14 protein-coding genes are annotated in these 13,443 nt (G+C 38.1%); 8 read left to right on the top strand and 6 right to left on the bottom strand.

Annotated features, from left to right (window positions below; translation table 11 throughout):
• The first annotated feature begins 203 nt into the window (after positions 1-203).
• On the top strand, positions 204-692 hold the full coding sequence (locus tag RFX69_RS02165; protein WP_000697203.1) for a YqiA/YcfP family alpha/beta fold hydrolase: 489 nt from the start codon (positions 204-206) through the stop codon (positions 690-692).
• 69 nt (positions 693-761) lie between these two features.
• On the opposite strand, the gene RFX69_RS02160 is transcribed toward RFX69_RS02165, so the two are convergent.
• Positions 762-1,199 (bottom strand): SRPBCC domain-containing protein, encoded by a 438-nt coding sequence (locus RFX69_RS02160; RefSeq protein WP_000449051.1) that lies wholly within the window; start codon positions 1,197-1,199, stop codon positions 762-764.
• Positions 1,200-1,642: 443 nt separating this feature from the next.
• Between RFX69_RS02160 and rubA the strand changes: the two genes are divergently transcribed.
• The 4 genes from rubA (at position 1,643) to oxyR (ending at position 4,995) form a co-directional block, all read left to right on the top strand.
• Positions 1,643-1,807, top strand: coding sequence for a rubredoxin RubA (gene rubA / locus RFX69_RS02155; RefSeq protein WP_000760495.1), 165 nt, complete (start codon positions 1,643-1,645; stop codon positions 1,805-1,807).
• Positions 1,808-1,899: 92 nt separating this feature from the next.
• A complete protein-coding gene (rubB, locus tag RFX69_RS02150) occupies positions 1,900-3,081 on the top strand; it encodes a rubredoxin reductase RubB (RefSeq protein WP_289332999.1) in 1,182 nt (393 codons plus the stop codon).
• Between the two features lie 54 nt (positions 3,082-3,135).
• Positions 3,136-4,080 (top strand): esterase EstB, encoded by a 945-nt coding sequence (estB, locus tag RFX69_RS02145; protein ID WP_001083350.1) that lies wholly within the window; start codon positions 3,136-3,138, stop codon positions 4,078-4,080.
• A gap of 6 nt (positions 4,081-4,086) precedes the next feature.
• Complete coding sequence (oxyR, locus tag RFX69_RS02140; RefSeq protein WP_000729506.1) at positions 4,087-4,995, top strand: LysR family transcriptional regulator OxyR; 909 nt, start codon at positions 4,087-4,089, stop codon at positions 4,993-4,995.
• A 29-nt stretch (positions 4,996-5,024) separates the two neighbouring features.
• Here the strand turns inward: oxyR and RFX69_RS02135 are convergent, their stop codons facing one another.
• The gene (locus tag RFX69_RS02135; protein WP_001150735.1) at positions 5,025-5,615 is read right to left on the bottom strand and encodes an SPOR domain-containing protein; all 591 of its coding nucleotides are present in this window, start codon (positions 5,613-5,615) and stop codon (positions 5,025-5,027) included.
• A gap of 57 nt (positions 5,616-5,672) precedes the next feature.
• Here RFX69_RS02135 and RFX69_RS02130 point away from each other — a divergent pair, with 57 nt between their 5' ends.
• Positions 5,673-5,801: a hypothetical protein gene (locus RFX69_RS02130; RefSeq protein ID WP_085920711.1), complete on the top strand. Its 129-nt coding sequence runs from the start codon at positions 5,673-5,675 to the stop codon at positions 5,799-5,801.
• A gap of 53 nt (positions 5,802-5,854) precedes the next feature.
• Here the strand turns inward: RFX69_RS02130 and ppk1 are convergent, their stop codons facing one another.
• The gene (gene ppk1 / locus RFX69_RS02125) at positions 5,855-7,933 is read right to left on the bottom strand and encodes a polyphosphate kinase 1 (protein ID WP_001090306.1); all 2,079 of its coding nucleotides are present in this window, start codon (positions 7,931-7,933) and stop codon (positions 5,855-5,857) included.
• 104 nt (positions 7,934-8,037) lie between these two features.
• Positions 8,038-8,715, bottom strand: coding sequence for a monofunctional biosynthetic peptidoglycan transglycosylase (gene mtgA, locus RFX69_RS02120; protein WP_000642933.1), 678 nt, complete (start codon positions 8,713-8,715; stop codon positions 8,038-8,040).
• A 76-nt stretch (positions 8,716-8,791) separates the two neighbouring features.
• On the opposite strand from mtgA, the gene RFX69_RS02115 reads away from it, so the two are divergent.
• Positions 8,792-9,601, top strand: a complete 810-nt coding sequence (locus RFX69_RS02115) for a rhomboid family intramembrane serine protease (protein ID WP_289333000.1) — start codon at positions 8,792-8,794, stop codon at positions 9,599-9,601.
• 1 nt (position 9,602) lies between these two features.
• On the opposite strand, the gene RFX69_RS02110 is transcribed toward RFX69_RS02115, so the two are convergent.
• Together RFX69_RS02110 and RFX69_RS02105 are read right to left on the bottom strand one after the other, a co-directional pair.
• Positions 9,603-12,062 carry an ABC transporter permease gene (locus RFX69_RS02110; RefSeq protein ID WP_289333002.1) on the bottom strand — a complete coding sequence of 820 codons (2,460 nt, stop codon included), beginning with the start codon at positions 12,060-12,062 and terminating at the stop codon, positions 9,603-9,605.
• 3 nt (positions 12,063-12,065) lie between these two features.
• Positions 12,066-12,758 carry an ABC transporter ATP-binding protein gene (locus RFX69_RS02105; protein WP_001136095.1) on the bottom strand — a complete coding sequence of 231 codons (693 nt, stop codon included), beginning with the start codon at positions 12,756-12,758 and terminating at the stop codon, positions 12,066-12,068.
• Between the two features lie 44 nt (positions 12,759-12,802).
• On the opposite strand from RFX69_RS02105, the gene RFX69_RS02100 reads away from it, so the two are divergent.
• The gene (locus RFX69_RS02100) at positions 12,803-13,426 is read left to right on the top strand and encodes an arylesterase (protein WP_272334558.1); all 624 of its coding nucleotides are present in this window, start codon (positions 12,803-12,805) and stop codon (positions 13,424-13,426) included.
• Positions 13,427-13,443: the final 17 nt, after the last annotated feature.

Here is a 13,443-nt window from a genome sequence, read left to right as displayed (position 1 = left end):
TTTTTCGAACGATTTCAATCAAACAAAAACGAAAAAAGTCCAAGCCGTCAATCTGAGTGGACATTGAATGATAAAAATTACTTAGACCAATCGCTAAGTTCATTTTTTTTAGGTTTGAGTAAAATATAAAAAAATCCAAATAACCTCGATTTGAAAAGGCCCTATTTGCCTTTTATTTTATCTATGAGATTGTGTAGTAAATAATGAAAATTCTATTTTTACATGGCTTGGATTCTTCTCGTGAATCAACAAAATTTCATGCCATTTTACATCCTGAAAAATTTTGTATTGATGTTGATTATCGCAACCTAAGTTATGCCTCAGTTAAAGACTTTTATCATCAAGCGATTGAAACAATTAAACCTGATTTGTTAGTCGGTCATAGCCTCGGCGGTTATTGGGCTTTGAAAACTGCAGCTCAACATAAATTAGCTGTTATTGTTGCCAACCCAAGCCTTACACCTAATTTTCGTAATGATTACCCTCACCTTTGTGACGAAGATCTTGACCACTCTAACCCTAAAATGGCTTATCTAGAGTTAGGAGACGAGCAACTTGATATGTATCAAGTACAGGAAAAGCTGTCACCATATATGACAATAGAAACTTATGACGGAGGCCATCATCGTCTTGCTTATCCTTCTCGTCTTAATGATCTCATTACCAAAATTCATAAAAAATATTTTGCTTGAATTTACGTATGACACATAATTTTCAAAAAACTTATTATGTAAAAAGATAACAAATCGAATTACAGAAACTTATTTTTCAGCCATTTGTTTTACAGCTTCAAAGCCTTGAACGAAGCCACTTTTTAACATACCGATGTACTCAGGTAAGGTGGCTAATTCTACTTTTACCGTTGTAGTACCCCCATTTTGACTTAAAAAATATTTTTCTAGCGAACCACTCCAGCCTTTCACCTCTTCACTTTCTAAGTCTTCTTTCCCGTCTTTAATCATTCCTAAATGTTTAAAAATTAGTACTTCAGGCTTTTTCATTTCTTCAATGGTCGAAACCATTCCATTTCCTTCTCCGTCTAGAAAATATGTTTTACCACCGACTTTCCAATCTGTGCGCATTGAAGAATCTGGAGCAAAGAATTTCGTCCATGCATTATAGGTCTCACTATTCCAGAGTACGTCCCATACTTTTTCTATAGGGGCATTAATTTCTACTTCATATATTAGAGTTTCCATATTCGAATTCCTTTTTCTCCGTTAATTAAATGTTCAATAAACTTTTCTGTTTTATATAAGCATTAATTTATTTGTCCATTTATTAACCAGATTACTTTTTTAAGAACTTTATTTATATAAATGCTTTGCTCTTTTTGTAACCCTTCATATCACTCACCGTCTCCTTGCATGAATAAACTCTTAAAAACATATGATTTATTATGTGTTTATGTTGAATTTTTGCCTAAATAACCATTTATTTGTCTCGATATGCCATTCATCTTTGCTTATGAATGATTAAACTCCCTTATATGCTTTACTTTAAATGTAGAACTGCGTAAAAATTTGATATCCGATCAAAGCGACATTAGTTATTATTGAGCGGATCGTAGTTACATTATTAATAGATGGAATAGTTTTACTGAAAGGCAGCTTTGAGCAAACTTATCAGTGCGGAGAGTCTCATGAAAAAATATCAATGTATCGTTTGTGGATGGATTTACGATGAAGCAGAAGGTTGGCCACAAGACGGCATTGCAGCTGGAACAAAATGGGAAGATATCCCTGATGACTGGACTTGCCCTGATTGTGGCGTTTCAAAAGCTGACTTCGAAATGATCGAAATCTAATGTCTTAAATTAAAAGGCCATGATTTACATGGTCTTTTTTATATATCACCAATCACCGTTTTAAATTAACAATTCTAATTCTGGAGAAAAAAATGCATCCAATCGTCATTATCGGATCAGGCATGGCGGGTTATACCTTAGCACGTGAATTCCGTAAGCTTAACCCAGAGCAAGAACTTGTGATGATTTGTGCGGATGATGCGGTGAACTATGCAAAACCAACCTTATCCAACGCTTTTGCAGGAAAAAAAGCCCCAGAACAGATTCCATTAGGTGATGCTGCAAAAATGAGTGCCCAACTCAATATGCGTATTGAACCTTTTACTTGGGTGAAAGAAATTTTAGCTGAGCGTCATGAACTTGTTCTAGAAAAAGATGGCGTTATTTCTCAGCAACCCTATTCAAAATTAATTTTAGCTGTCGGTGCTAACCCGATTCGCCTTGCTATTGCTGGTGATGGTAGTGATGACATCCATGTAGTGAACTCACTCATTGACTATCGTTCTTTCCGAGAAAATCTAGCTCAGCGCAAAGATAAACGTGTTGTGATTTTGGGTGCAGGTTTAATTGGTTGTGAATTTGCCAATGACTTACTTCATAGCGAATATGATGTAACAGTAATTGATTTAGCGCCTCAACCATTAGGCCGTTTATTACCTTCACACATTGCTTCAGCATTCCAGCAGAATCTTGAAGAAGCGGGTGTTAAATTTGCCTTAGGCACAACCGTTGAAAAAGTCAGTAAAATCAATAACGGTGAAGATTACGCGGTTACATTGGCAAATGGTCAAACTTTGGTCGCTGATATTGTGCTTTCAGCGATTGGCTTACAGCCGAATATTTCTCTGGCTCAAAGCGCAAATATTCAAACCAGCCGTGGTGTGATTACCAATAGTTTGCTTGAAACCAATCAAGCAGATATTTATGCGATTGGCGACTGTGCGGAAGTTAACGGTACCCTACTTCCATATGTAATGCCAATTATGCAACAAGCCCGTGCTCTAGCAAAAACATTAAGTGGTCAACAAACAAATGTACATTACCCTGCTATGCCGGTTGCGGTAAAAACTCCGGCTGCACCGCTTACAGTTTTACCGGCACCCGTTGATGTGGATGTAAATTGGGAAACTGAAGAATTCGACGATGGTATGCTTGCCAAAGCAATTGACAATGAAGGAACATTGCGTGGTTTCGTATTGTTAGGTGCAACAGCAGGCAAGCAACGTTTAACTTTAACTAAGCTTGTTCCAGATCTTATTCCTACCCAAGCATAAGGTTTAAATTGGGAATGCTCATGATCTTGAGTATTCCCTCAAGGAATGAATAACATGAATAGCGCCTTACAATTTAGTATTTCACCGTATACTCCATTTATGCAGGAAACCAAAGTCAATTTAGGCAATGGTATCGAGCTACATGTAGAAGTAGGTGGAAAACCAGAACATCCGACTATTTTGCTGATTATGGGTTTAGGTGCCCAAATGCTATTTTGGCCGGACTTTTTCTGCAAATCACTCATTGATCAAGGTTTTCGTGTTATTCGTTTTGATAACCGTGATATTGGCCTTTCTTCAAAAGTCCGCCATCAAGGTAAACGTTTAAATACTATGAAATTGATGGGACGTTTTGCTCTAGGGCTAAGAAATCAGGGTGCGCCTTATACGCTCTATGATATGGCAGATGACGTTTCTATGCTTCTCGACCGTTTAGGAGTAAGCAAAGCACATGTGATTGGTGCCTCAATGGGGGGCATGATTGCCCAGATTCTCGCTGCAAAATATCCGGAAAAAGTAGAAAAATTAGGTTTGATGTTTACCAGTAATAATCAACCGTTTCTACCACCACCATTCCCTAAGCAACTTTTAAGCTTGATTGGCAAGCCAGAATCACGTGATGAAGAAGGAATTGTGAATCACAGTTTAAAATTATTCCAATTGATTGGTTCTCCTGGTTATATTAACCATATTGAAGCCGTTCAAACTGCAAGAAAACTTTATCAACGTAGCTACTATCCTGCCGGTGTACTTCAACAGTTTTTAGCAATATTATGTACAGGTTCCTTACTGCAACTGGACCGTGAAATTAAGCAACCCACTTTAGTCTTGCATGGCTCTCGTGACCGCTTACTTCCACCGAGTCACGGTAAGGCCGTAGCAAAAGCAATTTCCGGTGCTAAGTTTGAATTAATTGATGGAATGGGGCATGATATCCCTGCCCATTTTATTCCACAGCTTAGCGGTTTATTTGCGCATCATTTTAAATCATCATACTAGGACACTATGGCTGCATTACCCTCACTAAGACAGCTATCATATTTAGTTACGTTGTCGGAAACTTTGCATTTTACTGAAGCAGCACGTCGCTCTTTTGTTACCCAATCGACTTTATCGGGCGGCATTATGGAGCTAGAAAGGCTACTAGGTGGCGTTCTGGTTGAGCGTGACCGTCAGAATGTGCGTTTAACGCCATTAGGTGAGCAAGTTGTTGCTCGAGCCCGTGTATTGCTAGCAGATGCTCAGGATTTAATGCGTTTAAGCCGTGAAATGAGTGAACCATTAACAGGTGATCTTCATTTGGGTGTTATTCCAACAATTGCACCTTTTATCCTGACACGGTTACTTGATGAAGTGCATCAACAATTACCGAAGATTCAGTTGCATTTACATGAAGCTCAAAGTGAGAAGATTGTAGAGCGCCTAGAACATGGTAATTTGGACATGATTGTCCTTGCCCTACCTTTTGACACAAGAAGTTTAAAAGTAGCTGAAATTTCAAAAGAAAATTTATATCTTGTTTGTAGTAAACAAGATACAAATGCACTTCAAGCAAACTCACTTGATGACCTTGACTTATCACGTCTTATTTTGCTTGAAGAAGGCCACTGTTTACGTGATCACGTATTAAGTGCCTGTCCAATTGGTGAACGTAAAAACGATAACCGCTTAAAAGCAAGTTCTCTACCAACATTGGTTGAGATGGTTTCTTCCGATTTAGGCTTTACTCTTTTACCAGAAATCGCAATTGAAAATAGTATGATCAAATTTAATGATCAGATTACTGCAAAACCAATTGAAGACGCACCTAGCCGTACTTTAGCACTTGTTACCCGTAAAAGTACGCCGTTGCAAAGTGAGTTTGATGTTCTTCTACAAATCATGCAGAAAATTACCACAAACTTACATGAATAAAAAAAGGAGTCTTCGGACTCCTTTTTCTTTTACTGTGCTGTTAGAGAAGCCCATTTAAATACCCAAGCCGATCTCAAATCCAAGCTATCATCTGCAATTATTTTTTCTCGAATAATTTGTGCAATTGCGTAGTCATTGGCAGGGTCGACCATGACCCGTATTCCTTTTGTGGTTGGGCTGGTAACAACTTTATACCCTTTAGCCTGTAATTGGGAATGAATCATATTTGCTTTATTTTGATTAGGTGCCAAAGCAACTTGCACCATCCATTTTTTTTCACCGTTTTCTAAAATTTCTTTCGCGACCGCTGCATCAAGTTGCTTTTTCTTCTCAATATTTTTCTTTTCTTCAATTTTTTTTAACTGATTATCGTCAATTTTCTTTTGTGCTAACAATTCCTCTTGAGTAAGTTTTCTTTTCTGAATCACGATTGTCTTATTTTGTGTTTCATTCTTCTTATTTTTCTCTCTAGAAGGATGTATAAAATAAGGATATATCATTTGATCATCAAATTTCTGAAATACAATAATATCTCCATAGCACTTCTGATCCGCATAAGCAGTCACTGGCATTAACCCCAAAAATATTCTAATAAATAAACTTTTAATAAAGTCTTGCATATTATTCACTTACCAAAGTTAAGTATATTTAATGCGGCGTATTAAAGTAGATTTCTTGTGATTTGTATATTTTTAAAATTCAATGTTTTATGTAAAGAATCACATATTTTTCAAACATATTGCATTAATTCAAATTATTGCCGTTTATCCTACAACCATTTAGAAAAATTAATTAAATTATTATGAAATTCAGTTAATTAAAAAGCCGACATGATGTCGGCTTTTTTAAAAATAATTTTTTATTTAAAAGTTTCTAATAATTCTCTTTGAGCATTATGCAATTTTTCGCCTTCGGCTGGCTGGGCACGTACCCATGTACCATCGCCCTGTAACAACCAAGCTTGCTGATTATCTTGTAAATAATTAAGGAGTCCTTGCTGATAAATACGTTTTTTCAAAGCAGGATCTTCAATTGGGAAGCATGCTTCAACACGATTAAATAAGTTACGATCCATCCAGTCCGCACTTGAACAGTAAATACGAGCATCGCCATTATTACTAAAGTAATAAACTCGTGTATGTTCAAGGAAACGGCCTACAATTGAACGTACCCGAATGTTTTCCGATAAATTTGGTAATCCCGGACGTAAACAGCAAATCGAACGAATAATGAGATCTACTTGCACCCCTGCTTGAGAAGCTTCATACAATTTATTAATAAGCTGAACTTCAGTTAAAGCATTCACTTTGACAATAATTTGGGCTTTACGACCAGCCTTTGCATTGGCAATTTCTTCATCAATAAAGTTAATGAGCTGAGCATGCAGAGTAAAAGGTGCATGGAGTAACTTTTTCAGTTTTGCCATTTTACCCATACCCGTGAGCTCTTGGAAAATACGGTGTACGTCTTCACACAAGTCTTTATCGGTGGTCATTAGGCCGTAATCGGTATAAATGCGAGCATTCATAGCATGGTAGTTACCCGTTCCTAAATGAACATAACGCACCAGTTTGTTGTTTTCACGGCGTACCACCATAATCATTTTGGCATGGGTTTTATAACCTACAATACCGTAAACAACGACTGCTCCTGCTTCTTGTAAAACATTAGCCACTTCGATATTCGACTCTTCATCGAAACGGGCACGTAATTCAATTACCGCCGTCACTTCTTTACCATTACGCGCAGCTTCTGCTAAAACTTGAACAATTTCCGAGTCTGCACCACTACGATAAAGTGTCTGTTTAATTGCGAGTACTTGCGGGTCACGTGCTGCTTCACGGAGTAACTGAATAACAGGTGCAAAAGACTCAAATGGGTGATGAAGTAAAATATCCTGCTTTTGCATAGCCGAGAAAATACTCTCGGTCTTTTTAAACACTTTTGGTACGACTGGCGTGTGTGAGTCGTAACGCAAATGAGGACGTTTAAAGTTCGAAACCAGACGAGCCAAGTTTACAGGGCCATCAACTTTATATAATTGTTCTTCGTTTAAGTCGAACTCTTCAAGTAGATATTCATAAATATGCTGTGGACAATTTTGGGTTACTTCTAAGCGTACTGCACGACCAAATCGGCGTGAACTTAACTCACCTTTTAACGCTTTTGCCAAATCTTCAACGTCTTCATTAAGTGCCAAATCGGCATTACGAGTTACACGGAATTGATAGCAACCAGTTGCAGTCATGCCCGGGAACAAGTCTGAAACATGTTCATGAATAATTGCAGACAACATGACATGATGTTCTTTACCACCCGTTAACTCATCTGGTAATCGTACAACACGTGGCAATGAACGTGGGGCTGGTACAACAGCCAAATCAATTTGTCGCCCGAACGCATCTTTACCTTCTAAAGTCACAATAAAGTTCAAACTTTTATTGACTAAACGCGGAAATGGGTGGGCTGGATCTAAACTGATTGGAGTTAAAACAGGCGCAACCTGTTCCTGAAAATATTTTTTTACCCAAGCTGATTGAGCTGGTGTTAATTCACCACGACGTAAAAAGCAGATATCTTCTTCACGTAACTTAGGTAAAATTTCTTCGTTTAAAATACGATATTGGCGCTCAATTGCAGTATGGGCAGTTTCAGAGATTTTTTGTAAGACTTGTCTTGGCGTTAAACCGTCCGGGCTTCGACTTTCATTGCCTAGAGCAAATTGCTCCATAACACCTGCTACACGAATTTCAAAAAACTCATCTAAATTACGCGAAAAAATGAGTAAGAAATTCATTCGTTCCAGTAATGGATGTAAAGGGTCGACGGCCTGTTCCAATACGCGCAAATGAAAGTCAAGAATAGACAATTCACGATTAATATAACGGTCATTATAACTATATTCTGTTGGGGTCGTTGCTGTAATCGCTGTATTCATGTCTAACCTAATCTCTTTCCAACCAAAATCTCTGCAAAATAGTATGCTGCAAAATTATGTCAATTTGATAAAAACTAAAAAAATAACACATCTTTAAGACAGTATTATTCAGGAATCTGGGTGCTATTCATATAACGTAAAATAACGCGTTTTCTATATTGTAGTTTACGATCGTTGCGATGATCTTGATAATATTTCGGATCGGGCAATAATGCGGCTAAAAAAGCAGCTTGTTCGCGCGTTAAGCTTTTGGCACTTTTACCATAATAATATTGAGCCGCGGCTTCAACGCCATACAAATTTTTGCCAAATTCAACAGAGTTCATATACACCTCAAGAATTCGACGTTTCGACCACATGCGCTCCATCATCCATGTCGCTACAGTTTCTTGGCCTTTACGAATAAATGAACGCTTATTATATAAGAACAAGTTTTTTGCAAGTTGTTGAGATACGGTAGAACCACCAGCAACAACCTCTCCTTGCTCATTGTTACGCTCTAGCGCAAAACGAATACCATCCCAGTCAAAACCATGATGATGAATAAATTTTGCGTCCTCTCCTGCTAAAATTGCATGTTTGAAATTGTCACTAATGTCATCATAGTCAAGCCATTCATGAATGATCGGCTCAGATGGATCTGACCAATAATCAATTCGCATAAACATGGTGGTATCAACTTCATGTGTACGCCACCAAACCAAACTTGAGAAAATCCAAAGTTGAATAAGGAGAATTGCCCCAATAAAAATTAACAACACGCGAACAATAAAAGCTTTCATGTTCGTCCTGATCTCCTGTATTCAACTTTTTTCATGTTAAGCTGTTAAGCATGTTCATATATAACAAAAGCATAGCATGACTCAATATCAGCCTCCGCACATTAATCGTAAACTCAATGTACAAACTTGGTGGCTGACCGCCTTACTGATCTTGATTAACGTAGGTTTGTTTGTTTGGCAAATTGCAACTGGTGTCGATATTAGCGACCCAGCCATGAAAGATGCTATTCATTGGGGTGCAGATTTTACACCACTTACTTTTACTGGGCAGCCCGAACGCTTATTTACCAGCATGTTTTTTCATTTTGGTCTTGTTCACCTCATGCTTAACATGTGGGCCCTTTATATTTTTGGTAATGTTGCTGAGTCACTATTTGGTCGCTTCTATTTTATATGCCTGTATTTAATTGCTGGCTTATTTGGTAGCCTTCTCAGTAGCTATATGACCATTCAAAATGGGCATGAATTACTACAACATTTTGATCAGAGCTTACTTCCTCATGTCAGTGCAGGTGCATCGGGCGCTGTGATGGGATTAGGTGCAGCGTTAACCGTTCTTTCCTTATTTCCACCCTTGCCACATCAAGCCTACATACTTGATAAAAAAGCATTATTAATGATTATGGCCATTAACCTTATATTTGGTCTGGTTGCCACAGGTATTAATAATGCTGCACATGTCGGCGGTATGATTATGGGTGCCTTACTCGCACTCATTTGGTATTTAAGCTACCGCACTCCATTTAAAAGCCTCCTAAAATTCTTAGGGTTAGTGGGAGGACTTTTCATGACTGTCGGTTTCTATGTTTACTGTAATCAGCTTAACTCACCATTACTTCCACTTTGGCATGAGGTTTTAATTCAGAACCCAGAAATACTCCCCTAACTTAAATTTGGTTCAGCTCACGTAAACTTTGTAGTGGCGGTAAATTACAAAGATAACCGAGTCTATATCGGCCAATCAGAGCGCAAAGCAACATCATGGCAAGTGGTAAAATTAACCATATTTCAATATGCCACTGTAAAGCCATATTCATTTTATAACTTGCAATTGCACTAATTACCTCGGCAAAACAGCAGGCAACAATGCCTGCTAACAACCCTAAAAAACCAATTTCCAGGCTGAGCATTTGCTTCATTTTATTTTTCGACAAACCAAATGAACGTAACAAAGCCACTTCCCGACGGCGTTCATCCATTAATAGATTTAAACAAGCAATTAAAACAAGTATTCCAGAAAAGCCAACTAACGCTGCAAGCACAGTCACAATTTTAACCAAGACATTCATTAAGCGTTTTACTTCATCTAAAATTCGATCAACATCAATAAAAACCGTATTGGAGAATTGCTGAATCATATGGATCATTTTAGGTTGATCTTGCTTAGGCACATAAAAACTACCCAAGTAACTACCAGCATTTTCATCTAAAGTTTTAGGTGAAAAAATAAAGAAAAAATTAGGACTAAAGCTTTCCCACTCAACGCTCCGAAAATTTATAACTTTAGCTTGCAAGCTACCTTCTGGCAGACTAAAAGTAAGCCTGTCACCAATCTGGATTCCTAGACTTTCTGCTGTTTTACTCTCAACTGAAACTTGGCCTACTGCATTAAATTCCGCTTGACCTTTTGTAATGACATTGTCATTTGGTAAAGCACTCGACTGAGTTAAATTTAATTCGCGGCGTAGAGCGTTATTTTGTTTTATAGCTTCTTCTGAAAAAGGAACATCATTCTTTGCGAGTAACCGCCCACGAATGTTTGGATATAACGGTGTGCTTTGCCAACCATTTTGCTTCAACTGTTGCTCAAAAGCTTTTAAATCAAATGGTGGTAGGCCATAAACAAACTGGTTAGGTGTGCCCTCCGGTAACTGCTGTTGCCAGCGTTCTAATAAATCTGTTCTTAACACGCTTAACACTGTAATAAGACTTAACCCTAAAGCCAATGCAGTAATTTGTAAGGCACTTTGATAAGGAGAACGAATATAAAAAGACAAACGAGTTTTCATCTTTTTTAAAGTACGAAGCAATATCCAGACGACGGTATAAAGTAAAATGCAAAGCAGAATAATCGCTGTTAATACCCAAATGCTGAGCATTAAATTTTCGCTTAAAACTAAGCTAAAAATAACAAGACTGGTAATACCCGCAAAGAACATAAAGAATAATGATTTTCGAGATTTGGCTTGCTCGCGAATAACACGGATAGGAGGAGTATTTAACAACTCCCAAATACTTGGCAAAATGAATCCAAGTAGCACAATTACACTGGTAAAAATGGCAATTGGTAAGGGACCAAGTAAAAAACCAACCACAGAGAAACTTAACTCTAGTTGTGGAATCAGTTGTAGCATGAGCTCAAGCAAGCCATAGCCCATCATTATTCCTAAGAGACTACCGATCACAATCGAAATTGCACTGACTACACAAAGTAACCCAATATAGGCCCATAAAATTTGAAACTTACTCGCACCTAAACAACGTATTAAAGCAATGTGATCTTGGTTTTGCTGAACATATCTTTGACTCGTTAAAGCAATGGCGATACCACACAATAAAATTGTTAAAATATTGGCTAATTGCAAAAAGGTATCTAGGTTTTCTAACGGGCGTAATAATCTGCTATTTGATTCACTGGCATCGCGTAAACGTAACCCTATGGTTTCTTCCTGTTCATTTGCAGGTTGATGCTGTTGCTTAAATTGCCTTGAAAATGACTGAACCTGTTCAGGCTGACCAGACATTAACAGTCGATAATCGATTCTACTACCAGTTTGAATTGCATGAGTTTTAGCAATATCTGCTTGATGAATAATGACAGTAGGCGAAAAACCAGAAAAACCAAGTTCTTGATTTGAATCTCGCACAATCACGCCACTAAAGCGAAATGCCGCATCTGCAATAGATACCATATCGCCTAGTTTAACTTTAAGTAAATCGGCTGCCCTTTGACTCAACCATACTTCACCTGGTTGGATACCACGCGCTATAGGTTCAATCTCAAGCTTTCCTCTTAATGGGAATGCAGGTTCTATTGCTTTTACATTGACCATGACAAACTGATCTTGAGTATGTGCCATTGAACTAAACATGGTCACATTAGTCTGCTTTAAGCCAAGCTGATCTGCCCTTTTTTGCCATTTTGCGTCTATAGGTTCATTATTCGACAGAACCAAATCTGCTGCTAACATTTGCGCTGCTTGTAGACTTACCGCATTTTTAACTTGGTCATTGCTAAACTTAAGAGCGGTGGTTGCACTGATCGCAAGTGAGAGCGCAATAATAAGTAAATATAAGCCTCCGGTACGAAAGCTTTGTAAAAAAAGTGGTTTGAGAAGATTACGCATAGTTTAACCACCCTGTACCGTCTTTAGTCGGCCATCATCTAACTCCACATGTCGTTGGCAAAGTGCTGCCAAATTACGATCATGTGTGACCAAAATAAGGGTGGTACCAAGCTCTCGATTTAAATCAAAAAGAAGAGTTTCAATTTCTTGGGCGGTTTGACCATCAAGGTTTCCGGTCGGTTCATCGGCAAAAATAATTTGTGGCTCAGCAATGAGAGCCCGAGCAATTGCCACACGCTGTTGCTCTCCACCGGATAAGACCTTAGGCGTTTGTTCAGCTTGACGGCTTAAGCCTACCCGATGCAACCAATCTAAAGCTTTTTTCTCAGCTGTTTTATAATCAAAATCTTTACGTAACCGAAGCGGTAACATCACATTTTCAAGTGCACTTAACTGTGGCAAAAGCTGAAAAGACTGAAATACAAAACCAATATGCTGCATTCGAATTTGAGCGCGCTGCTCTTCTGTTAACTTATGAACCGCCTGACCACATAACCACACCTCACCTTCAGAGGGTTGGTCTAAAGTCGCTAAAATACCCAGTAAAGTTGATTTTCCTGAACCAGAACGTCCTGTAATTGCTACCTGCTCCCCTTCATAAATATCTAAATCAATATTTTTTAAAATCGTAAATTGATTTTGGTTAATCTGAATAGTTTGTGTAACTTGATGGGCAGCAATGATAGGTTGTGGCATGATGTGAACAGTCCTATATATTGAGTATTCGGGTCGAAACACAAATGTATAAATCTTATTTGTTTGGTTCTAAAAGTCTCTTGCTCATCTCATTGAGCATGTTGCCCATGTTCGTCTCGGCAAAAACTATTTTAATTTTAGGAGATAGTATCAGTGCCGGTTATGGAATAGACCCTAAACAAGGTTGGGTACAATTACTACAAAAACGTTTAGACCAACAGTATCCCAAACAACATAAAGTGGTCAATGCAAGTGTGAGTGGGGAAACCACTAGCGGTGCTTTGGCACGATTACCAAAACTTTTACAAACTTATAAACCCGAGGTAGTTGTTATTGAATTAGGCGGGAATGATGGCTTACGTGGTCAACCACCACAAATGATTCAAAAAAATCTGTCTCAGCTCGTCCAATTAAGCCAGAAGCAAAAAGCAAAAGTTATTCTTTTTGGTATGAAGATTCCGCCCAATTATGGCACGGCTTATAGCAAAGCATTCGAAAATAACTATAAAACTGTAAGTCAAAAATATCAGGTGAAATTGCTACCCTTTTTTCTTGATGGCGTCGCTGGGCAAAAGCAACTAATGCAAAATGACTTGATTCATCCAAATGCCCAAGCACAATCAAAATTACTGAATTTAGCTTTCCCATACATAAAAGGTGCCCTATAGGCACCTTTTAGTTTTAA

This window comes from Acinetobacter sp. 148 (genome assembly GCF_031196675.1).
GTDB lineage: Bacteria > Pseudomonadota > Gammaproteobacteria > Pseudomonadales > Moraxellaceae > Acinetobacter > Acinetobacter baumannii.
The sequence above is the reverse complement of the archived record's forward strand: the minus strand, read 5'-3'. Positions and strand labels throughout refer to the sequence as shown.